Below are 22,113 nucleotides of genomic sequence, written 5' to 3'. Positions count from 1 at the left end.
GAGGTCGCCATGCTCAGGGAACAGCTGGAGGAAATCCGGAAAGAGGCGGCCACCGATCCCCTGACCCTGCTCGCCAACCGGCGCGCCTTCGATGAGGCCATCGAGCGGATCCGTGCGGAGGTCGCAGAAGTCGGCGGAGACTTTTGTCTGGCCTTTCTCGACATCGACCACTTCAAGAAGTTCAATGACACCTGGGGACACCAGACGGGCGACCAGGTGCTCCGTTACGTCGCCGGCGTCATCCGCCAGCGGGTGGCGCCCCCAAGGTTCGCAGCCCGCTTCGGGGGAGAGGAGTTTGCGCTTATCCTGCCCGGAGAAAGCCTGTCCGAGACGGCCTTCTTGGTGGAGCAGATCCTGAAGGATGTCTCTGTGGCGAGCGTGCGACGACGTTCGACCAACGACAACCTGGGCGTCATCACCCTGTCCGCCGGCATTGCGTGCTACCGCCCGGGTGACACAGTCCACGACCTGATCGAACGCGCGGACGCAAGTCTCTACAACGCCAAACGGCGAGGCCGGAACCGCCTGGCGGTCGAAGGTGACGGCTGACCAAAGGAGGCTGGCCTGACGCAGGGGCAGCCGGTTTCTTGTTGGGCTCTACATCAATCTCGGAGGGACGCATGGCTTACGAGAAGATCAAGATTTCGCTGAATGACGGCATCGCCGTCATCTCCCTCGCCGACCCGGCCACCATGAACGCCGCCGGCCTCGACACCATGGCCGAGCTGCGGGCGGCCTTCGCCGCCTATGCCCGACCCGAATCGGGCGCCCGCTGCGTCATCCTGACCGGCGAGGGGCGCGGCTTCTGCTCGGGGGCAAACCTGTCTGGCGGCGGAAGCGCGGCGCAGTCCGCGAACCCGGACCCGGAAGGCCCCGACTCCGGCTCCGCGCTGGAGACCGTCTACAACCCCTTCATGACCTCCCTGCGGGATTACCCGATCCCGATCGTCACCGCGATCAACGGCGCGGCGGCCGGCGTGGGTTGCTCCATCGCCCTGATGGGCGACATCATCGTCGCCGGGGAAAGCGCCTACTTCCTGCAGGCCTTCCGCCGGATCGGCCTGGTGCCGGACGGGGGCTCGACCTATCTCCTGCCGCGCCTGATCGGAAAGGCCCGGGCCCTGGAGATGGCCCTGCTGGGCGAGAAGATCCCTGCGAAAACCGCCCTGGACTGGGGCCTCGTGAACCGGGTGGTTCCCGATGACAAGCTCATGTCCACCGCCCACGAGATCGCCCGATCTCTGGCCGACGGCCCCTGGGCCCTGGGCTCGATCCGAAAGCTCATCTGGGACAGCCTCGACAACCACTGGCTGCAGCAGCTGCACGCCGAGCGCGTGGCCCAGCGCACCGCCGGTCGGACATCCGACTTCAAGGAGGGCGTGATGGCCTTCCTGCAGAAGCGTGTGGCGGTCTTCAGCCGCAAGTAGGCCGGATCAGGCGTCGGGCGCTGCGGCGGGCTGGATGGTGACGCTCTCGCCGCAGCCGCAGGCGTCGGTCTGGTTAGGATTGCGGAAGACGAACTTGGATGACAAGCGCGTCACCTCATAGTCGACCACGGTTCCAAGCAGGAAAAGTACGGCTGAGGGCTCTACGAGGATGGTCACACCCTGGTCGGTGACCACCTCGTCCAAGGGACCGACCGCCTCGGCGTACTCCAGCACATACTCCTGGCCGGCGCAGCCGCCGTTCTTCACTCCGACCCGCAGGCCCGCGATGGGCGTCTCGGAGCGCGCAATGATCTCACGCACACGGTCGGCTGCAGCCGGCGTCAGGGACACGACCTGCGGGCGGGGGCGACGGGGACGCGGGGTGGCGGAGAGCGTTTCCAGGGTCATGCGGCCAATATGGGCTCAGAACATGTTCAATTGAAGCTTGGCTTCGTCGGACATGCGCGACGGGTCCCAGGGTGGATCAAAGACCAGGTCGACCTTGACGTTCCGGACTTCGGGAATGGCGCGCACAGCGTCCTCGACCCAACCCGGCATCTCCCCCGCCACCGGGCACCCCGGCGCCGTCAGGGTCATGTCCACGGCCACGTCCCGGTCATCCGAGACATCCACCTTGTAGATCAGGCCCAGCTCGTAGATGTCGACCGGGATCTCGGGGTCAAACACGGTCTTGAAGGCCTCGATCAGCCGGTCGGTCAGCCGATCGAGTTCAGCCTGGCTCAGGGCGCCTGGCGCGCCTTCGCCTGTCGGTTCGCTTGAGGTCGCGGTCATAGGAAGAAGGTCCGGGTTCGATCAAGGGCCTCCAGGAAGGCGTCAACTTCCTGGGCGGTGTTGTAGAGCGCGAAGGAGGCGCGGACGCTGGAGCTGACGCCCAGTCGCCGCATGAGGGGCTCGGCGCAGTGGGTCCCGGCCCGGACCGCCACGCCATAGCGGTCCAGCAGCTGGGCGATGTCGTGGGCGTGCGCGCCCTCAAGGGTAAAGCTGAGGACAGCGCCCTTGCCCTCAGCCTCGCCGAGAATCCGCAGGCCATTGATCGAGGCGACGCCCTCGCGCGCCCGCTCGTAGAGCGCCGCCTCATGGGCGTGGATCGCGTCCCGGTCGAGGGACGAAAGCCAGTCCACCGCCGCACCCAGTCCGACCGCCTCCACGATCGGCGGGGTCCCCGCCTCAAACCGCAGGGGCGGCTCTGCGTACGTGATCCGGTCGAAGTCCACCCGGTCGATCATCTCACCCCCGCCCTGCCAGGGTGGAAGGGCGGCCAGCCGGTCGGCCCGACCCCACAGCACCCCGATCCCAGTCGGTCCGTAGAGCTTGTGCCCGGAGAAGGCCACGAAGTCGGCGTCAAGGTCACGGACGTCGAGGTGGGCGTGGACCACCGACTGGCAGGCGTCGACGACCATCACCGCACCCGCGGCGCGGGCCAGGGCGGCGATGCGGCGGACCGGGTTCACCGTCCCGAGGACGTTGGACATGTGGACTACCGACACCACACGGGTGCGGGGCGAGATCAGACCTTCCAGGGCCTCCATGTCGAGGGCGCCGTCGGGAAGGAGCGGAGCAAAGCGCAACACCACCCCCTTCTGCTCGCGCAGGAAGTGCCAGGGGACGATGTTGGCGTGGTGCTCCATTTCGGTCAGGACCACCTCATCACCCTCGGACAGATCGCGCCCAAGGCCCGCCGCCACCAGGTTCAGGGCCTCGGTAGCGCCCCGGGTGAAGACGATCTCGGTCTCCGGCGCGCCTATGAAGGCGCCGATCTTTTTCCGCGCGTTTTCATAGAGTTCCGTGGTTTCATTCGCCAAGGTATGCAGGCCGCGGTGGACGTTGGCGTAGCTGTGTCGCATCAGGTCCGTCATGGCCTGGATGACCGCCTCGGGCTTCTGGGCAGAGGCGGCGCTGTCCAGGTAGACGAGCGGCCGGTCGCCGATCCTGCGGGAGAGGATCGGGAACTCGCTGCGGACTCTTTCCGGATCAAAGCTCATCAGTCGCCGGCTCCGACCCGCGCCTGCAGCCAGCTCCGCATCCGTTCGGCCGCTTCCGGACTCCCGACCCGGTCGATCACCTCGCCCAGGAAGGAGGCCACCAGGAGGCTGCGGGCCTCGGGTTCCGGCAGGCCCCGCTGGCGCATGTAGAAGAGGACCTCGTCATCCAGGGCGCCGACCGTGGCCCCATGGGCGCAGGCGACATCGTCGGCATAGATCTCCAGCTCCGGCCGGGCGTCGACCTCGGCCCGATCCGACAGGATGAGGGCGTTGTGCGCCATGCGCGCGTCGGTTCCGTCGGCCCCCTCCTGGACGATGATCCGGCCCTGGAAGACGGCTCGGGCCTGGTCGTCCACCATGCCCCGGGCGAGCTGGTCGGTGCGCCCGCCTGGTCCCTCATGACGAACGCTGCTGGTCAGATCGGCGTGTCGGCGGTCCCGCAGAACGTAGACCCCATCCAGCCGGACCTGCGCCCCCTGCCCCGGGTGCCGGACCCGGGTCTCGAAGCGCTGGCGGCGCGCGCCGGTGGTCAGAAGGGTCTGCGAAAGACTCGCACGGGCCGCCAGTGTTGCGTCAAGTTCGACGACGGCGACCGCGTCCGGGTCCAGGTCTGAGAGGACCAGACGCTCGCAGGCGGCGTCTGCTCCCAGCGTAAGGTCGACGCCCAGGAGGGACAGGCCGGCGCCGCCCCCCTCGTGCGACTCCAGGAGGGTCAGGCGGGCAGAGGGCCTGACGTCGATCCGCAGGCGCGCCGTGTGGGCCCCGTCACCCCGGGAGATATGCCTCAGGACCAGCGTCCGCGCCTCCCCCTCGCCAATGCGGATCTCCTCAGGCCCGGAGCCATTGGCGACAATGACGATCTCACCCGGCAGCCCGTCAAACGGACCCGGGCCGATTGCGTCGGTCGGCAGGGGTTGCGAAGGCTCCGGGAGGGTTCGCAGCAGCCCGCGCAAGTCCGTCCAGCGCCAGTCCTCATCCCTCCGGGAGGGCAGGCGCGTGGGGTCGCGAAGCCGGATGGCCTCATCCAGATTCACGCCGCCCTCGCGTACTTGTCGTAGCCATGACGCTCGAGTTCGAGGGCGAGTTCGGGTCCGCCGCTCGCCACGATCCGACCGTCCGCCAGCACATGCACCCTGTCGGGACGGATATAGTCCAGAAGCCTCTGGTAGTGCGTGATGACCAGCATGGCGCGATCAGGCGCGCGCAGGGCGTTCACGCCCTCCGAAACGATCCGCAGCGCGTCGATATCGAGACCCGAATCCGTCTCGTCGAGGATCATGAAACGGGGAGAGAGCAGCGCCATCTGAAGGACTTCCATGCGCTTCTTCTCGCCTCCGGAGAACCCGACATTGAGAGGCCGCTTGAGCATGTCGAAGTCCATCTTCAGTTCGGCGGCGCAGGCCCGCGCCCGCTTGAGGAAGTCCGGGGCGGACATCTCCGCCTCACCGCGGGCCCGGCGCTGGGCGTTCACCGCAGTCCGGATAAAGGTGAGGGCTGGAACCCCCGGAATTTCAAGGGGATACTGGAAGGACAGGAACAAGCCTTGCGCCGCTCGCTCATTGGCCTCGAGGCTTAGCAGATCGACGCCGTCGAGCTCCGCTGCGCCCTCGGTGACCTCGTATCCGGGCCTTCCCGTCAGGACATAGGAGAGTGTCGATTTCCCGGCGCCGTTGGGACCCATCACGGCGTGCACCTCGCCCGCCGGCACCTCGAGGCTGAGCCCCTTCAGGATTTCGCGCTCGCCCACCCGGGCGTGGAGGTTTCGCAGGCTCAGCATGAGGGGGACTCGTCGGCAAGGTACTGGGCGAACAGGTCGAGCGCCCCGGAAACAGATGTCGCCACGGCCTGCTTGCGCGGGGCGGCGGTTGGCGAGGTGGCGGTGCGCTTGTCGGCGGAGCTGACGCTGGCCTCCCCGGCCTCGAAAAAGGCGCGCAGACGAAAATCCGGGTGGTCGAGGGTCACCGCATAACGGGTCCTCTCCAGCTTCAGGCCGCGTTCGCGAAGGAAGTCGGGATCGGAGGCCAGGATGTCATGAAGGGCGCTGGCGGCGGCGTGATCAGCCTCCTGCTGAGCCCGGTCCCTCTCTTCGCGGGCCAGACGCTCATCCTCGCGCCTGAGGATCTCCCGGTCGAAGGCCCGGCGCAGGGAGAGGGTCTTGGACAGGTCCGTCCGGGTCATCCCACACTGCCTTCCAGTGAAATCGCGACCAGCTTCTGGGCCTCCACGGCGAACTCCATGGGAAGCTCCTGGAGGACCTCCCGGACGAAGCCGTTCACCAGGAGCTGGACAGCCTCCTCCTCGGACAGCCCCCGCTGCTGCGCGTAGAAGAGCTGGTCTTCCGAGAGACGTGTGGTCGTGGCCTCGTGCTCGAAGGTGCAGGCGCCATTGCGCGCCTCGATGTATGGCACCGTGTGCGCGGAACAGGTCTTGCCGATCAGGAGACTGTCGCACTGGGTGAAGTTGCGCGCGCCCTTGGCCTTGGGATGGGCGGACACCAGGCCCCGGTAGGTGTTGGAGGACCGCCCTGCACTGATCCCCTTGGAGATGATCCGCGAGCGCGTCCCCTCGCCCAGATGGATCATCTTGGTGCCTGTGTCGGCCTGCTGGCGTCCATTGGTGATGGCGATCGAGTAGAACTCGCCCACGCTGTCGCGACCGCGCAGCACGCAGGACGGGTACTTCCAGGTGATGGCCGAACCCGTCTCCACCTGGGTCCAGGACACCCGCGAGCGGTCACCCCGGCAATCGGCGCGCTTGGTGACGAAATTGTAGATGCCGCCCTTCCCGGTCTCCGGATCGCCCGGGTACCAGTTCTGGACGGTAGAGTACTTGATCTCTGCGTCCTCCAGGGCGACGAGCTCGACCACTGCGGCGTGCAGCTGGTTCTCGTCCCTCATGGGCGCGGTGCAGCCCTCCAGGTAGGAGACATAGGCTCCCTTGTCGGCGATGATCAGGGTGCGCTCGAACTGCCCGCTGCCGGCGGCGTTGATCCGGAAGTAGGTGGACAGCTCCATGGGGCACCGCACCCCAGGGGGTACGTAGACGAAGCTGCCGTCGGAGAAGACCGCCGAGTTGAGACAGGCGAAGAAGTTGTCGGTCACCGGCACCACCGTGCCGAGGTACTTGCGGACCAGCTCCGGGTGCTCCCGCACCGCCTCGCTCATCGAACAGAAGATGACTCCGGCTTCGGCCAGCTCCTTCTTGAAGGTGGTCACCACGCTGACAGAGTCGAAGACGGCGTCGACGGCATAGCGGGGGGCGCCGGTCACTCCGGCCAGAACCTCCTGTTCCCGCAGCGGAATGCCCAGTTTCTCGTAGGTCTTCAGGAGCTCGGGATCGACCTCGTCCAGGCTGGCGGGCCCCTCCTTGGCCTTTGGCGCGGCGTAGTAGGTGGCGTCCTGGTAGTCGATGGGCGGGAAGCTGACCCGGGCCCACTCCGGCGACTCCATGGCGCTCCAGCGCTCGAAAGCCTCAAGGCGCCAGGCCAGCATCCATTCCGGCTCGTTCTTTTTGCGCGATATGAAGGCGACGGTGTCCCGGTCCAGACCCTTGGGCGCGAACTCCTGCTCGATCTCGGTGACGAAGCCATGCTCGTACTTCTCGAGCCCGGCGACCTGTTCCACGGTGTCCTTGACGGCGACCATCTGTCTGCTCCTCAGGCCGCAGCCGGGTGACGGCGAGACTGCCGCCGGGTCTTCAGGTCGATCCAGGTTTCGACGGCGATCCGCCAGTCCTCAGACCGGGTGGACCAGCCCCCGCTCAGGCGGATGGCGCAGCCGGCCAGGTCGCCCAGGCCCATGGCCTCCAGGACCCGGCTGGGTCGCACCTTGCCGCTGGAACAGGCGGCGCCGGCGCTCACCTGCACGCCGGCGAGGTCAAGGCCCATGACCTGGATCTCCGAGGGAAGATCCGGGGTCGCGATGCACAACACGTCGTCCAGGCGTGGCGCCGTCGCCCCGACCACCAGAGCCCCGGCGTCCGCGAAGGCGGCCGCGGCGACGTCCCGGGCTCCTGGCCCTGGGCGGGGAGACGCCAGGGCGGCCTCAACCGCCGCCCCGAAGCCCGCGGCGCCGATCAGGTTCTGGGTCCCGGCGCGGCGACCGTGCTCCTGCCCTCCGCCCGGCATGTCACGGAAAATGCGGGTGCGGGGTCCGGCGACCAGGGCGCCGATGCCCTGGGGGCCGCCCAGCTTGTGAGCCGAGAAGGCGAGGCTGTCAGCGCCGAGAACATCCAGTTCCACCGGCGTCCGGCCGGCGGCCTGGACGGCGTCCACATGCAGCCAGCCTCCCGCCGCGCGGACCCTCTCGGCAGCCTCTCGGGTGGGCTGGATCACGCCGGTCTCGTTATTGGCGGCCATGAGGGCCAGAAAGACGGGGCCGCCCGCCGCCGAGGGGGCGTCGAGAAGCGCCTGGAGGGCGCCGAGGTCGATTATCCCCTCCGGCCGGACCGGGACCTCCACGGTCTCGACGCCGCTGGCCAGGGCCGCCTCACGGACACAGTCGTGCTCGATGGCGGAGATCAGCAGCCGGCGAGCCCCGGCGGCGACCGCGCTGCGGATCGCCAGCACATTGGCCTCCGTCCCGCCGCTGGTGAAGGTGACCGCTGCCGAGGGGGCGCCGGCCAGGATCGCCACCCGGGCGCGCGCCTCCTCCAGCAGCGCGCGGGCCGCGCGACCCGAGGCGTGGACGGAACTCGGATTACCGGTCACGTCGAAGGCGGCGGCCATGGCGGCGCGCGCCTCGGGCCTCAGGGGGGAGGTGGCGCAGTGATCCAGATAGACCCCCGCGTTCATGCCGCCCTCCGGCCGGCGCCGACACGGCCCGCGACCACGTCTTCCAGAGACACGGAGGCCAGCCAGGCCTCGATCTGCCGGCCGGTTTCCTCCCACAGGTCGTGTGTCAGGCAGCGCTCGCCGTTCGTCATGCATCCCGGCGACTTGGCGCCGCAGCGGGTGGCCCGCAGGGGCTCATCCACGGCAAGGACAATCTCGGCGATGCTGGTGGCCGCAGCCGTACGGGCCAGGCGATAGCCGCCGCCGGGACCTCGGTGGCTCTGCACAAGCCCCTGGCGTCGCAGCCGGGCGAACAGTTGCTCAAGATAGGAGAGCGAGATTTCCTGGCGGGCGGCGATGTCCGAGAGAGCGACTGCGCGTTCAGCCGACTCCGCCTGGCGCCGGGCCAGGTCGGCCATGGCCATGACGGCGTATCGCCCCTTGGTGCTCAGTCGCATGTCCCCGGACCTCTGGAGGTTCGCATTTTTTCGAGCCTTGCCGCCGGGCCCTGTGCTAAAGCCGCCGCTTCTCGCGGGGCCGCTCCAGAGCCGGCGCCTGCGATCTAGGAAGACCAAGCACGATAGTCAACTATTCGGGCTCCACTTGAGGAGGCGATATGCCAGAGGTGGTTCTGACCGGCGCAGCCGGCCGCATCGAGGGGCGCTATACGGCGGGCAAGATCGAGAATGCCCCGATCGCCCTGATCCTGCATCCGCACCCCCGGGCCGGCGGGCAGATGAACCATCCCGTGGCCGTCCAGCTGTTCCATCTGTTCATGAAGCGGGGCTTCTCGGTCCTGCGCTTCAACTTCCGCGGCGTGGGACGCAGCCAGGGCGAGTTCGACGCAGGGATCGGCGAACTGGCGGACGCCGCCACCGCCCTTGACTGGCTGCAGGCCACCAACCCCTCGGCCGCCCAGTGCTGGGTGGCGGGCTTCGACTTCGGCGCCTGGATCGGCATGCAGCTGCTCATGCGCCGGCCCGAGACCGACGGCTTCATCTCGGTCTCCCCGCCGACCAACATGTATGACTTCAGCTTCCTGGCCCCCTGCCCGGCCTCCGGTCTGATCCTGCACGGCGGCGCGGACACCGTCACGCCCCCGCAGGAGGTGGAGAAGGTGGTCTCCAAGCTGCGCACCCAGAAGGGCATCGTGATCGACTACGACGTGGTGGACGGCGCCAGCCATTTCTGGACCGAGCATCTGCCTGAGGTGGAAGCCCGCGTTGGGGCTTATCTGGACCGGCGTCTGGCCGAGAGCGTCTGAGACGGCATCAGCCCGGCCGGGCCAAACGGCCGCCGGTCATTGGAGCCTTCACCCCGGTCGTTCCCGGGAACGAGATCGGCAACCCCCTGAGGCAACGCGCTGCAAGGAAGGCGAAGGCCTCCGCTTCGAGGGCGTCTCCTCGCCAGCCGACGCTCTCGACGTTTGTGACCGTGCAGGACAGGCGGACGGACAGGGCCTCCATCAGGGCGGGGTTGCGCCGCCCCCCGCCCGTGACGATCAGGCTGGTCGGCCTCGTATCGAGGAGGCTGAACGCCCTCGCCACGGCCTCGGCGGTGAAGGCCGTCAGGGTCGCGACGGCGTCGGCCAGGGGCAGGTCCTCCGTCGGGGCGGGCGAGAAGTCGTAACGGTCGAGGGACTTGGGCGGCGGCGCCGCGAAGTAGGGATGGGCCAGCAGACCTTCCAGAACCTGGGAAATGACCCGCCCTTCCCTCGCAAGGCGCCCGTCGCGGTCGAATCTCTCGCCGGTCCGCGCCAGCACCACCTGGTCGATCAGGCCGTTGCCAGGCCCCGTATCAAAGGCGACCACCCGGTCGCCGCCCGCCCAGCAGGTCAGGTTCGCCACCCCGCCGACATTGAGCACTGCGAGGGGCGCAGGAAGCCCTGACGCCGCCGCACGCGCCAGGTGATAGACCGGCGCAAGGGGCGCCCCCTCCCCGCCCGCCGCCACGTCGGCGGTGCGGAAGTCAAAAGCCACGGGGACTCCTGTCGCCATGGCGAGCCACTCCCCGTCGCCCAGCTGCAGGGTCCGCCCCGGACGCCCTGCGGAAGGCCTTTCATGCAGGACGGTCTGGCCATGCATCCCGACAAGGTCCAGGTCGGACCAGTCCATCCGGTACGCGCGAAGGAAGGCCGACCCGGCCGCGAAGTGGGCTTCGGCCACCGCCCGGGCGGTCTCGGCGAACAGAGGAGGGTCCGGCGCCCCGCGGGGATGCTTCAGGGCGACCTCGATGGTCCGGGCGAGGAGGTCGCGCAGGGCGTCCGGCAGGGGCGCTTCGGCGGCTGGACCGAAGCCCTGCAGGGTCTCTCCGTCGGTCTCAAGGATCGCCATGTCGATCCCGTCCAGGGAGGTGCCGGTCATGAAGCCGAGGACGCGCATGGCGCTTGACTGCCACGGCGTCGGGGCCTAGGCCAGCGGCGTGTTTCAGGCCCTCGCCCCGACCCGGACCTATTACCGCCGCCCCTGACGACGGCGTGAGACCCTTCGCGCCGCCCTTCCCGGCTGGCGCGCTCTGGAAACGGCGCCGGCCCGACCGAGCCCTCCGGAGCTTCCCATGACCGCCCAAGCCGAATTCAAGTCCGCCCTTCTGCGAACCCTGCAGGCGCGCGGCTACATCCACCAGATCACCCACCCCGAGGAGCTCGACGCCGCGGCGGCGTCCGGGCGGGTGACCGGCTACATCGGCTTCGATGCGACGGCGCCCTCCCTGCACGTAGGCAGCCTGCTGCAGATCATGATGCTGCGCCGCATGCAGCAGGCGGGGCACAAGCCCATCGTGCTGATGGGCGGCGGAACGACCAAGGTCGGCGACCCCACCGACAAGGACCAGTCGCGGCCCCTCCTGACCGAGGACAGGATCCAGGCCAACATCGACAGCATCAAGACCGTCTTCGCCCGCTTCCTGACCTTCGGGGACGGGCCGACCGACGCCATCATGGTCAACAACGCCGACTGGCTCGACACCCTCGGCTATGTCGAGTTCCTGCGGAACTACGGGGTGCACTTCACCATCAACCGCATGCTGAGCTTTGACTCGGTCCGGCTGCGCCTCGAGCGCGAACAGCCCATGACCTTCCTTGAGTTCAACTACATGCTGATGCAGGCCACGGACTTCCTCGAGCTCGAACGCAAGTACGGCTGCCAGCTGCAGATGGGCGGCTCCGACCAGTGGGGAAACATCCTGAACGGGGTGGAGCTGATCCGCCGGGTGGATCACAAGCAGGCCTTCGGCTTGACCAGTCCCCTGCTCGCCACCGCCTCGGGCCAGAAGATGGGCAAGACGGTGGCCGGAGCCGTCTGGCTGAACGCCGACATGCTCTCGCCCTATGACTACTGGCAGTTCTGGCGGAACACCGAGGACGCCGATGTCGGCCGCTTCCTGCGGCTCTTCACGGACCTGCCCCTGGAAGAGATTGCGCGCCTGGAAGGCCTGACCGGGGCCGGGATCAATGACGCCAAGAAGGTGCTGGCCACCGAGGCGACGCGCATGCTGCACGGCGCAGAGGCGGCGACGTCGGCGGAGGAGGCCGCCCGGGTCGCCTTCGAGGCCGGCGGCCTGTCCGCCGACATGCCCACCCTGGCCTTGAAAGCCGACGACCTCGCCGCCATGTCCCACGCCGGGCTGATGGTGGCGGCGGGCTTCGCCGCCTCCAACTCCGAGGCCCGGAAGCAGATCGCCAACGGCGGCTTCCGGATCAACGGCGAGAAGGTCTCGGATCCCCAGGCGACGGTCGTCGTCGATGGCGCCGAGACAGAGCTGCGGTCCGGCAAGCGTCGGGTCCGGTTGGTGATCGAACCCTGAGGAGCGGAACATGGCGGAACTGGATGCCGGCGCGAAGGCGCCCGACTTCGAAATGGCTGGCGAGAAGGGCGCGATCCGGCTGTCGGACTTCGCCGGCAAGCCGCTTGTCCTTTACTTTTACCCCAAGGACGACACCTCCGGCTGCACCAAGGAGGCGCAGGAGTTTTCTGCGCTTGCCCCGGATTTCACCGCGGCAGGCGTTGCGGTGCTGGGAGTTTCGAAGGACACCGTCGCCAGTCACGGAAAGTTCACCGCCAAATACGGTCTCGCCATCCCCCTGGGCTCCGATCCGGAGGGGGCGACGATCGAGGCCTACGGATCCTGGGTCGAGAAGAGCATGTATGGCCGCAAGTACATGGGCATCGACAGATCGACCTTTCTGATCGACGGCGCCGGTGTTATCCGGAAAGTCTGGCGGAAGGTGAAGGTCCAGGGCCATGCCGCCGAGGTGCTGAAAGCGGCCCTGGCCCTGTAACCCATAATCACGGTCCCTCGGGCGACCCTCGAATGAGCGGGTTGCCAGCAGCGGACTTAACGGACAATAACTGCATCCCCATTGGCAGACAGCACGGTGAGCATGTCGCGTCTCGCGCAACTCCGAGGGTTGATCCAGGCCCTTTTCCCCGAACGGCACCTCTACCTCCGGTCCGGAGGTGAGATGAAGGGCGTGGTCCTGACCCCCGCAAGGCAGATGATCTTTGCGGCGATCGCGTTGGGTCTGCTGACCTGGGTTCTTGTTTCCTTTATCGCGATATTGATCGGCGCGGTCACCCAGTCCCGGAGCGACGAGGAGCTGGCTCAGATGCAGGCCCGCTCCGAACGCTGGGTCGCAGACCGTGAGGCCCGGCTGAACAGCGCTGTCGCCCAGCTGAATGCGTCCGGCGCCTCCCTGGGAGGCCTTGCAGAGTCCATCGAGAAGCGACACGCGGCTCTCGCCCTGCTCCTGACCGACCTCAAGGGCGAGCCGGGCGCCATGGCGGCCCTGACCCCGGCCCTCCGCGGCGCACCGGACCCGGACGCCAATCCCATTGAGCGTATCGCCACCGTCCAGGCCAATCAGGAACGCCTGGTGGACGCCGCTGAAGATTACGCCCGTAGCCGCGCCGACCGGCTGCGCCTGGCCTTCCGCCTCGCCGGCCTCGCGCCCTCCAGCTACGCCTCCTCCGCAGCCTCGGGCGGTCCCCTTCTGGAAGCCCCGGATCCGCGCGCACTGGCGGCGGTTCTGGACGTGGACGAGCGCTTCGCCGCGCGAATTCAGCGGGCGGCGGAGAACCTTTCGGCCGCGAACGCCCTGTCGGAGACCGCTTCGCGGCTGCCCTTCGCACAGCCCGCCAGAGGGGCCCGCAAGACCAGCAGCTTCGGGGTTCGCTTCGATCCGTTCACCGGGCGCCCCGCCTTCCACTCCGGCCTGGATTTCGTTTCGGCCTTCGGCGCCCCGATCCTGACCACAGCGCCCGGGATCGTTTCCTTCGCGGGCGTCAGGTCCGGATATGGCAAGACCGTCGAAGTGGACCACGGGCGCGGCTTCAAGACACGCTACGCCCACCTCTCCGCCCTGGCGGTCTCACCCGGCCAGAGGGTGGCGGTCGGCCAGCGGATCGGGGCCCTCGGGAACACCGGACGGTCAACAGGTCCGCACTTGCACTACGAGATCTGGCTCAACGGCCGGGCCGTGAATCCCTATCGTTTCATTCGCGCAGGTGAACATGTTCAACAAGCCCGCTCCCAAGCCGGTTAACGGGCCCACCGGGGTCACGTCGGAGCTTGCCTCCTCAACCGCGGCGGCAGGCGAGGCGTCCCGCAATCGTCCTCGTCCGGCATCGCTTCTGGCCCAGAACCTCGTGCTCGAAGGATCGATCCAGAGCGACAGTGAGGTGCAGATTGATGGCTTGATCCGGGGCGACGTCCGCGTCGAAAAGCTCGCCATCGGCGAGACGGGTCGCGTCGAGGGCCAGATCACCGCGGAGACAGCCGAGGTCCGGGGCCGTGTCGTCGGCGGCATCATGGCCAAGCAGGTGCGCCTCTATGGCACCGCCAGCGTCGAGGGCGACATCACCGCCGAACAATTGGCGATCGAGCCCGGCGCTTCGTTCGAAGGAAGGAGCGTCAAGCTCCAGCGGCCGAAGCCGGCCTCTCCCTCTGCAACCCCGTCCGCTTCCCCCACGCCTGCGTCACCGCCGGCCTGATCCTCAGCTCTCCCGGGTGACGCCCACCCTCTGGGCCAGGCTTGCGCCCATGAAGCCGTCGAGATCCCCGTCCAGCACACCTTGGGTGTCTGAGGTCTCCACCTGGGTGCGGAGGTCCTTGACCATCTGGTAGGGCTGCAGCACGTAGGACCGGATCTGGTGACCCCAGCCGATGTCCGTCTTCTGGTCCTGGAGCGCCTGGGCCTCGGCCTCCCGCTTCTGCAGCTCCAGCTCGTACAGGCGAGCCCGAAGCATCTTCCAGGCTTCCTCCCGGTTCTGGTGCTGCGAGCGCCCCATCTGGCAGGCCACCACCACCCCGGTGGGAACATGGGTGAGGCGGACGGCGGAGTCGGTCTTGTTGATATGCTGCCCGCCAGCCCCCGACGCCCGATAGGTGTCGGTGCGCACATCCGACGGGTTGATGTCGATCACGATGGCGTCGTCGACCACCGGATAGACCCAGACCGAGGCGAAGCTGGTATGCCGCTTGGCCGCCGCGTCGAAGGGCGAGATCCGCACCAGCCTGTGCACGCCGGCCTCGGTCTTCAGCCAGCCGTAGGCGTTCGGCCCCTTGATCTGGATGGTCGCCGACTTGATCCCGGCCTGCTCCCCCGGGGTTTCCTCCAGGAAGTCGACGGTCATGCCATGGGCGTGGGCCCAGCGGGTGTACATCCGAAGCAACATGCCGGCCCAGTCGCAGGACTCCGTGCCGCCGGCGCCGGAGTTCACTTCCAGAAAAGCGTCATTTCCGTCGGCCTCTCCGGACAGCAGGGCCTCAAGCTCCGCCCGGGCGGCTCGCTCCCGGATGGCCTTCAGCTGGCTTCGGGCCTCCTCGAGGCTGGCCTCGTCATTCTCCTCATCGGCGAGTTCGGCGTAGCCGATAGCGTCGCCAAGATCCCGCTCCAGGCCGATCACCGCCTCGACCGAGGCCGCAAGGCGCGAGCGCTCCCGGCTGACGGCCTGTGCTTCATCGGGACGGTCCCAGAGGGTCGGATCCTCGACCCGGGCGTTCAGTTCATGCAGTTTGCGGAGGGCGACATCCCAGTCAAAGTCGCCTCCTGAGCAGCGCAACCGACTGCTCGATGTCGGCCTTGGCAGCCTCAACATCCGCTCTCATGGGATCACTCCTGAAACTCGGCGGGCGGGAGTAGCGCGGACCGGGCCCTAATACAATCCGCTCATGTCGTCCGGCCGCCGCACGGGTGGTCCGGCGCCCTCGCCTCCCGGTCGGCCCAGCTGGTCGTATGGCAGGGGCCGGATCGGAAGGCCATCCGGGGTCAGGTTCGACGGCGGCGCGGTGATCCTGGGCTCGGTTCCCGGGCGGAAGGCTTCCCGAATCCCGTTGATGGTTGCGAACCTGGCGTTCCGCGGCGCCTTGAAATCGGTCTTGGGCAGCCGGCTCTGAGCGCCCTGCATGAAGTCGATGAAGATCGGGACGGCCGCCTGGGTGCCGGTCTCCCCTGGACCGAGGGTGCGATTGTCGTCGAACCCGACGAAGACGCCGACCACCATCTGGGGCGTGAAGCCGATGAACCAGGCGGACCGGTAGTCGTTGGTGGTCCCGGTCTTGCCTGCGATGGGGAAGCCGAGGGAGGAGACCGACGCCGCCGTGCCCCGCTGCACCACACCCTGCAGCATGGAGGTGATCTGGTAGGCGGTGATGGGATCCAGCACCTGCTCTCCGCTCTGCGCAATCCTCGGGCTCTCGGCGCCCGTAAACGCCGCGTCGCAGCGCGGACAGTCCCGCCGGTCGGCCCGCAGGACGGTCTCACCCTTGGAGTCCTGCACAAGCTCGATCAGGTGCGGGGTCACACGCCGGCCACCGTTCACGAAGGCGGCGTAGGCCGTGGTGATCCGGAGCGGCGTGGTCTCACCGGCGCCCAGGGCCATGGCGAGGACCGGCTCCATCGAGGCGGTCACCCCCATTCGGACAGCGGTATCGCGAATCTTCCTCATCCCGACCCCTTGGGCGAGGCGCACGGTCATGGTGTTGCGGGACAATTCAAGGCCCCGGCGCAACTGCATCGCGCCGAGATAGGAGCGCGTATAGTTCTCCGGCGACCAGTCCTCGCCGTCCCTGCCGGACAGGGTGATTGCAGAGTCCAGCACGGTGCTGGCGGGGGTATAGCCGTTCTCAAGGGCCGTCGCGTACACGAAGGGCTTGAAGGTTGATCCGGGCTGTCTCCTGGCCTGGGTCGCCCGGTTGAAGCTGGAAAGCGAGAACGAGTAACCTCCGACAAGGGCCAGAACCCTTCCGGTGTTGGGCTCCACCACCACAAGGGCCCCGTTCACAGCAGGAATCTGTTTCAGGCGGAAACTTCCCGCCGCCGCCGGCTCAACAAAGACCAGATCGCCAGGGTTGAGGCCCTTGCCGGCCCGGACCCAGGCGACGTCGGCCGGCGCCAGCCAGCCCTTCTGGGCGTCCTTTTGTGTCTCAACCCGGATCCCGCGCCCGGAAACCTCGGAGACGATGGCCACCCTCCAGTCCCGACGCTCGGATGGCGCCCGGAACCGTTCTGCGGCCTTCGCCCAGCCGGGGCCATAGGTCGTACGGGCGAAGGCCCCGCGCCAGCCATGGCGCCGGTCATAGACCTCCAGGCCGTTCATGAGCGCGCGCAGGGCGTCGGACTGGAGCTCGGGATCCAGTGTGGTCCGCACGTAGAGACCGGCGGCGTCCAGGCGGTCGCCAAGGGCCGCCCGCCCCTGCCGACGGACTTCCTCGACGAAATAGTCGGCGTCCCTGTAGCGAGCCCGGGCAGGCGCGGCCTGCACCACCAGGTCCTCGGCCTTGGCGCGGGCGGCGTCGGCGGCGGTGATCCATTGGAGCTCGGCCATCTGGTCCAGAACCCAGTTGCGGCGGGCGATGGCCTGGGCCTTCCGGCGGAGCGGGTGATAGTTGTCCGGCCCCTTCGGAAGCGCGGCCAGGAAGGCGGCCTCCGAGAGGCTCAGCTCGTTGATGGACTTGCCAAAGTAGTTGAAGGCCGCCGCCCCGACGCCAAAGGACCGGTATCCCAGCCAGATCTCGTTCAGGTAAAGCTCAAGGATCTGCGGCTTGGTGAGGGTCTCCTCCAGGCGCCGGGCGATCAGCGCCTCCTTGAACTTGCGGCCCAGGGTTGCGTCATTGGTGAGGAGGACATTCTTGGCCACCTGCTGGGTGATGGTCGATCCGCCCTGCAGGCGCCGCCCCTGGATGAGGCTGGGCACCGCCCGCCCCAGCGCCCTGGCAATGCCCGCCGGATCCACCCCCTTGTGGCGGAAAAAGGAGCGGTCCTCTGCGGCCAGGAAGGCCAGGGCCAGCTGTGGCGGAATGCTGTCGTAGGGAACAAAAATCCGTCGCTCGCGGCTGAACTCGCCGATCAGGGTGCCGTCCCAGGCGTAGGCGCGGGTCGATGTCGGGGGGCGGTAGTCGGCAAGGTCGCCCGCATCCGGCAGATCGTGGAAGAGCCAGGCCGTGTAGATGGCGACCGACAGCCCCCCGACCGCCACCAGGCTGAGCAGGGTCACCCCAGCAATGGCCAGCCATCTTTTCGGGGACTGCACGACAGAGACGCCTCCGCAGGCGACCACGCGCCTGCATCGGTCTTGGTCTAGGGCGCGTTTCGAAAAAGGGGAAGCCCGATTCTGGCCCTGGGCTGGCCCGACCACGGGCCGCCCATGACGCCTAACGCGAGGCGATCCTCACGTCATTCCGGAAGTAGTTTTCGATGGCCTCGGCGATGGCCACAACGAGCCGGCCCCGCGACTTGGAATCCGCAAGGAAGGCCTGGTCGTCCGGATTGGTCATGAAACCCATCTCAAGAAGGACCGCGGGAACGTCCGGGGCGAGGAGCACCGCAAAGCCCGCCTCACGGTGGCTGCGCCTCAGGAGCGTATGCTCGTCCTCGATCTCATCGACCAGAATCTGGGCGAAGGTGGCGGAGCGGTTCTTGGTCGCCCGCTGGGTCAGATCGAAGAGAATGCCCGATACGCTTTGGTCGGCGCGATAGCCTGCCTTCATGAACCAGTCGTCCTTCGTCACCAGACGCGCGGAACGCCCCGCCGCGCGCTCGGACAGGGTGTAGACGCTGGCGCCGCGGACCGACTCATCGGGACCGGCGTCCGCATGGAGGGAAATGAAGAGGTCGGCGTTGGCCCTCCGGGCGATCTGAACCCGAGCCTCGAGCGGCACGTAGACGTCGCGGTCTCGGGTCATAACGACCCTGTAGCGCCCCGTGCGCTCCAGGCGATCCCGGAGACTGAGGGCGGCTGCGAGGGTCAGGTCCTTCTCCCGGCGATCGCCAGCAATCGCGCCCGGATCATTTCCACCATGTCCGGCGTCGATGACCACAATCCGCCGGTTGTCAGCACGCGTCTTCTGTCCCTTTCGGGGCGGGGTGGATGGAGCCGACTTCAACGAGGTGAGCTGCACGTCCGCCGCACGATTGGGTGGAGGCCCGGAGACACCCGGCGTAAGGTCAATGACGTATCGGAAACCCGGCGCACCGTCTCCGGGGGGCAGGACGAACCGCCTGCGGACCTGAACACCATCAGCGGTCTCGATGGTCACCCGGACGCCGCCCGCCTCCGGCCTGAGGGTCCAGGCCTTGACGAGCCCGTGCCCGCCGCCCCGCATTGTCGCGGCGACCTCGACGCCGGACAGGGCGACCACCACCTTGCCGCCGGCGTTCGAAACCAGCTTTCCGGCCGCGTCGTCCGAAAGGTCAATCACCAGACGGGTAGACGTCCGGTCCCCGCCGAGGCGCACGGAGTTGACCTCCCCGGCCAGGGCTTGGGACGCCATGAGAGACGTCAGCAGGATGCACCCGGCCAAAGCCAGGAGGATCAGCTCGCTCCGCCAAAGTCTGCCAGACATCCGCACCACGAAGACTTTGTCCGCTTCCCCTGCCTGCTGCAGGTTTCCGGTAAGGATAACGCAAGGGCGTAGCGAAATCGTTAAGGCCGCAGGCGCGCACGCGCCTATCTTTTGCTGGCGCCCGAGAGGATTTTGCTGCATCTGAGATGCTTCGGTCGCGCTGCGGTGCGATCGGGACCGGGGTCTTGTACGTCCTGCCTGCGGCCCAGCGCCCGGCAGACGCGAGGCTCCCGCTGCGGACGGCGAGCGTCCGCAACTTGGAAACACGCCATGGGCTGCGCAGCTCGAGCCAATTCCCGGCCGGTCGGTATCCGCGTCTCAGACGCCGGATGCGACGTCCTGCGTGACCCTCGCCATAATCGGCGCAGCCCGGGTTTCGACCCTGAGGCGCGCCGCGGAGAACTTCATGTCAAAGAAGATGCTTATCGACGCCGCCCACGCCGAGGAAACGCGTGTGGCGGTGATCGACGGAAACCGTATCGAAGAGTTTGATTTCGAGAGCCAGAGCCACAAGCAGCTCAGGGGGAACATCTATCTCGCCAAGGTGACGCGGGTCGAACCCTCGCTCCAGGCGGCCTTCATCGAGTACGGCGGCAACCGCCACGGCTTCCTGGCCTTCAACGAAATCCATCCCGACTACTATCAGATCCCGGTCGCCGACCGCGAAGCCCTGATGGCTGAGGAGGCTGCGGACGAGGAGGAGGACGAGGTCGAAGCTCCCCGCGAGCGTGACGTCGACGAAGATGGCGAGGACGCCGCTGAGACCCTCTCCGGGGACGGCGATGACGACGTCATCGAGCAGGAGCTCGCCCGCCGTCGCCGCCGGCTGATGCGTCGCTACAAGATCCAGGAAGTGATCCGCCGCCGGCAGATCATGCTGGTTCAGGTTGTCAAGGAAGAGCGCGGCAACAAGGGCGCCGCCCTGACCACCTATCTGTCCCTGGCTGGCCGGTACTGCGTCCTCATGCCGAACACAGCTCGCGGCGGCGGGATCTCCCGGAAGATCACATCGGCCACGGACCGCAAGCGCCTGAAATCCGTCGTCCAGGGACTGGACGTGCCGGAAGGGATGGGCCTGATCGTCCGCACCGCCGGCGCCAAGCGCACCAAGGCCGAGATCAAGCGCGACTACGACTACCTGCTGCGGTTGTGGGAAAACATCCGCGAGACCACTCTGCACTCCGTCGCCCCCTCCCTCATCTACGAGGAAGAGGACCTGGTGAAGCGGACCATCCGCGACCTCTATGACAAGGACATCGACGAAGTCCTGGTGGAGGGCGAGGCCGGATTCCGCGAGGCCCGCGAGTTCATGCGGATGCTGATGCCGTCGCAGGCGCGGAAGGTTCAGGCCTATCGTGAGCCGACGCCGCTGTTCGTGAAGCACCGCGTCGAAGATCATCTCGCACAGATCTACTCGCCCGTGGCCCCGCTCAAGTCGGGCGGCTACCTGGTCATCAACCAGACCGAGGCCCTGGTGGCCATCGACGTCAATTCGGGCCGCGCCACCCGGGAGCGCAATGTCGAGGCGACGGCCCTGAGGACCAACCTCGAAGCCGCCGAGGAGGCTGCGCGCCAGCTCCGCCTGCGGGATCTCGCCGGTCTCGTCGTCATCGATTTCATCGACATGGATGAATCGAAGAACAACCGGGCGGTCGAGAAGAAGCTCAAGGACGCCCTCAAGGAGGACCGCGCCCGGATCCAGGTGGGGCGCATCTCCACCTTTGGCCTGATGGAGCTGTCCCGGCAGCGTCGGCGGTCCAGCCTGCTCGAGGGCACAACCCATGTCTGCGAGCACTGCGGCGGCACCGGGCGCGTCCGGTCGGTGGAATCGAGCGCCCTCGGAGCCCTGCGCGCGGTCGAGATGGAAGCTCTGAAGGGAGCCGGCGAGATCGCCCTCCGGGCGCCCCGCGCTGTCGCCCTCTACATCCTGAACGAGAAGCGGGGTCACCTGGCCCGGCTGCACGCCGACCAGGGCGTCTTCGTCTCGGTGGTGGTCGATGAGACCCTGCCCCACGCCGGCTACGCCATCGAGCGGACCTCGGATCAGGCCCGGCCTGCCGATATCCTCGCCCCGCGCAAGACACTCGAACCCTACGTTCCTGCGGATGAGGACCTCGAAGTCTTCGAAGACGAGGAAGACGAGGAGGACGAGGACGCCCCGATCGCCCAGGACGACGAGGACGAAGAAGACGAGGCTCCCCGGGGCGGAGCCCGGGCACGCGACCGGGACGAAGAGGATGACGGACGCGAGGATCGCGGCGACCGCCGGGGCCGCCGACGCCGTCGCCGCGGCCGTCGGGACGGCGAGCCGAGGGCAGCGACGCCGGCGAGCGCTGCTGAAGACTCCCGGGACAGCCACTCCGATGACGATGAGGACGGACAGGGCGGGCGTCGCAGGCGCCGTGGTCGCCGGGGCGGGCGTCGCTCCCGGGACGAGGGACGTCCGCAGGACGCCTACGCCTGGACCCGTCCCTGGGTCCCCTACGAGGATGATCCCTTCATCTGGTTCGATCCCTCGCAGGACTCCCGCCGGCCTGCGGAGGCTCCCGCCGCGCCGGTGGAAGCGGCGCCCCCCGTCGCCGCACCTGAGGAACCCTCGGTCGACATCTGGGTCGAATTGCCAGAGGTGGAGACCGAGAAGCCGCGTCGAGGCCGCCGCTCGAGGGGCCGGGGCCGTCGGGAAGACGCTGTCGCGGCCGATGCCCCGGTCGCCCCGGCTGACGCGCCGCCCTCCGACGCCGCCGCCGAGCCGCGCGAAGCGGAGCCGGAACCGGAGGCCCCCGCCAAGCCGGCGCGGGCGCGTCGCAGCCGGGCGCGGACCGCGGAACCCGCCGGGGAGGCGGCCCCGGAACCTGTGACTGAACCGGCGGTTGAACCCAACCCGGCTGGGACCCAGAAAGCCGCAGAGATCGTGGAGACCGCAGCTTCCGAGCCGTCCGCACCGGAACCGCCCGTGTCCCGGGAACCCGATCCTGCGGAGATCACGACGCCGCCGCCTCAGCCTCGCAAGGGCTGGTGGCGTCGGGGCTGACGGGCTAGCTTCATTCGGGGTCGGGGGCGCAGTACGAGG

At 68.0% G+C, this 22,113-nt stretch carries 21 protein-coding genes; 8 read left to right on the top strand and 13 right to left on the bottom strand.

The features are described 5' to 3' along the window. Together IM632_RS05675 and IM632_RS05670 are read left to right on the top strand one after the other, a co-directional pair. Positions 1-549 (top strand): GGDEF domain-containing protein (locus IM632_RS05675; protein ID WP_296523250.1); only part of this gene is annotated, 549 nt, incomplete at its 5' end. 71 nt (positions 550-620) lie between these two features. After that, positions 621-1,427 carry an enoyl-CoA hydratase/isomerase gene (locus tag IM632_RS05670; protein WP_296483968.1) on the top strand — a complete coding sequence of 269 codons (807 nt, stop codon included), beginning with the start codon at positions 621-623 and terminating at the stop codon, positions 1,425-1,427. Between the two features lie 6 nt (positions 1,428-1,433). Here the strand turns inward: IM632_RS05670 and IM632_RS05665 are convergent, their stop codons facing one another. Genes IM632_RS05665 through IM632_RS05625 form a run of 9 tightly spaced genes read right to left on the bottom strand, consistent with a single transcriptional unit; the run spans position 1,434 to position 8,659 of the window. Continuing rightward, entirely contained in the window at positions 1,434-1,835 is a 402-nt protein-coding gene (locus IM632_RS05665) for an iron-sulfur cluster assembly accessory protein (RefSeq protein ID WP_296483965.1), read from the bottom strand. Positions 1,836-1,850: 15 nt separating this feature from the next. After that, entirely contained in the window at positions 1,851-2,219 is a 369-nt protein-coding gene (locus tag IM632_RS05660; RefSeq protein ID WP_293515068.1) for an SUF system Fe-S cluster assembly protein, read from the bottom strand. Beyond that, on the bottom strand, positions 2,216-3,430 hold the full coding sequence (locus tag IM632_RS05655; RefSeq protein ID WP_296552090.1) for a SufS family cysteine desulfurase: 1,215 nt from the start codon (positions 3,428-3,430) through the stop codon (positions 2,216-2,218). Before IM632_RS05655 ends, IM632_RS05660 begins: the two co-directional genes overlap by 4 nt. Further along, on the bottom strand, positions 3,430-4,464 hold the full coding sequence (gene sufD, locus IM632_RS05650; RefSeq protein ID WP_296498552.1) for a Fe-S cluster assembly protein SufD: 1,035 nt from the start codon (positions 4,462-4,464) through the stop codon (positions 3,430-3,432). The genes IM632_RS05655 and sufD overlap by 1 nt, the downstream gene beginning before the upstream one ends. Further along, positions 4,461-5,207 (bottom strand): Fe-S cluster assembly ATPase SufC, encoded by a 747-nt coding sequence (sufC, locus tag IM632_RS05645; protein ID WP_296483956.1) that lies wholly within the window; start codon positions 5,205-5,207, stop codon positions 4,461-4,463. Before sufC ends, sufD begins: the two co-directional genes overlap by 4 nt. Beyond that, positions 5,201-5,608 carry a hypothetical protein gene (locus IM632_RS05640; protein WP_296483953.1) on the bottom strand — a complete coding sequence of 136 codons (408 nt, stop codon included), beginning with the start codon at positions 5,606-5,608 and terminating at the stop codon, positions 5,201-5,203. Before IM632_RS05640 ends, sufC begins: the two co-directional genes overlap by 7 nt. Further along, complete coding sequence (sufB, locus tag IM632_RS05635; protein ID WP_296483950.1) at positions 5,605-7,074, bottom strand: Fe-S cluster assembly protein SufB; 1,470 nt, start codon at positions 7,072-7,074, stop codon at positions 5,605-5,607. Before sufB ends, IM632_RS05640 begins: the two co-directional genes overlap by 4 nt. Before the next feature lie 11 nt (positions 7,075-7,085). Next, on the bottom strand, positions 7,086-8,222 hold the full coding sequence (locus tag IM632_RS05630) for a cysteine desulfurase family protein (RefSeq protein ID WP_296483948.1): 1,137 nt from the start codon (positions 8,220-8,222) through the stop codon (positions 7,086-7,088). Further along, the gene (locus IM632_RS05625; RefSeq protein WP_296483945.1) at positions 8,219-8,659 is read right to left on the bottom strand and encodes an Rrf2 family transcriptional regulator; all 441 of its coding nucleotides are present in this window, start codon (positions 8,657-8,659) and stop codon (positions 8,219-8,221) included. Before IM632_RS05625 ends, IM632_RS05630 begins: the two co-directional genes overlap by 4 nt. A gap of 158 nt (positions 8,660-8,817) precedes the next feature. On the opposite strand from IM632_RS05625, the gene IM632_RS05620 reads away from it, so the two are divergent. Then, a complete protein-coding gene (locus tag IM632_RS05620) occupies positions 8,818-9,465 on the top strand; it encodes an alpha/beta hydrolase (RefSeq protein ID WP_296483942.1) in 648 nt (215 codons plus the stop codon). A gap of 7 nt (positions 9,466-9,472) precedes the next feature. On the opposite strand, the gene IM632_RS05615 is transcribed toward IM632_RS05620, so the two are convergent. Continuing rightward, positions 9,473-10,582, bottom strand: coding sequence for an anhydro-N-acetylmuramic acid kinase (locus IM632_RS05615; RefSeq protein WP_296483939.1), 1,110 nt, complete (start codon positions 10,580-10,582; stop codon positions 9,473-9,475). 175 nt (positions 10,583-10,757) lie between these two features. On the opposite strand from IM632_RS05615, the gene tyrS reads away from it, so the two are divergent. The 4 genes from tyrS to IM632_RS05595 all read left to right on the top strand — a co-directional run bounded on the left by tyrS (position 10,758) and on the right by IM632_RS05595 (position 14,191). After that, on the top strand, positions 10,758-12,005 hold the full coding sequence (gene tyrS / locus IM632_RS05610) for a tyrosine--tRNA ligase (RefSeq protein ID WP_296521614.1): 1,248 nt from the start codon (positions 10,758-10,760) through the stop codon (positions 12,003-12,005). Positions 12,006-12,015: 10 nt separating this feature from the next. Next, a complete protein-coding gene (locus tag IM632_RS05605) occupies positions 12,016-12,480 on the top strand; it encodes a peroxiredoxin (protein WP_296552088.1) in 465 nt (154 codons plus the stop codon). A 96-nt stretch (positions 12,481-12,576) separates the two neighbouring features. Then, positions 12,577-13,743, top strand: coding sequence for a M23 family metallopeptidase (locus tag IM632_RS05600; RefSeq protein WP_293515046.1), 1,167 nt, complete (start codon positions 12,577-12,579; stop codon positions 13,741-13,743). Continuing rightward, entirely contained in the window at positions 13,712-14,191 is a 480-nt protein-coding gene (locus IM632_RS05595) for a polymer-forming cytoskeletal protein (RefSeq protein ID WP_296483928.1), read from the top strand. Before IM632_RS05600 ends, IM632_RS05595 begins: the two co-directional genes overlap by 32 nt. A 3-nt stretch (positions 14,192-14,194) precedes the next feature. Here the strand turns inward: IM632_RS05595 and prfB are convergent. The 3 genes from prfB to IM632_RS05580 all read right to left on the bottom strand — a co-directional run bounded on the left by prfB (position 14,195) and on the right by IM632_RS05580 (position 19,043). Further along, positions 14,195-15,308, bottom strand: a protein-coding gene (gene prfB, locus IM632_RS05590; RefSeq protein WP_296497928.1) for a peptide chain release factor 2 whose coding sequence is annotated in 2 segments (ribosomal slippage) — positions 14,195-15,238 and positions 15,240-15,308 — 1,113 coding nt in all. Because the reading frame shifts where the segments join, the coding sequence is not laid out codon by codon here. A gap of 47 nt (positions 15,309-15,355) precedes the next feature. After that, positions 15,356-17,731, bottom strand: coding sequence for a penicillin-binding protein 1A (locus IM632_RS05585; RefSeq protein ID WP_296483923.1), 2,376 nt, complete (start codon positions 17,729-17,731; stop codon positions 15,356-15,358). Between the two features lie 121 nt (positions 17,732-17,852). Then, positions 17,853-19,043 (bottom strand): N-acetylmuramoyl-L-alanine amidase, encoded by a 1,191-nt coding sequence (locus tag IM632_RS05580; protein WP_296483921.1) that lies wholly within the window; start codon positions 19,041-19,043, stop codon positions 17,853-17,855. 406 nt (positions 19,044-19,449) lie between these two features. Between IM632_RS05580 and IM632_RS05575 the strand changes: the two genes are divergently transcribed. Further along, entirely contained in the window at positions 19,450-22,074 is a 2,625-nt protein-coding gene (locus IM632_RS05575; RefSeq protein ID WP_296552086.1) for an Rne/Rng family ribonuclease, read from the top strand. The last annotated feature ends 39 nt before the right edge of the window (positions 22,075-22,113 follow it).

The sequence above is a fragment of the Phenylobacterium sp. genome, assembly GCF_020402505.1.
Classification (GTDB): Bacteria; Pseudomonadota; Alphaproteobacteria; order Caulobacterales; family Caulobacteraceae; genus Phenylobacterium.
This window is presented reverse-complemented; position numbering and strand designations above follow the sequence as displayed.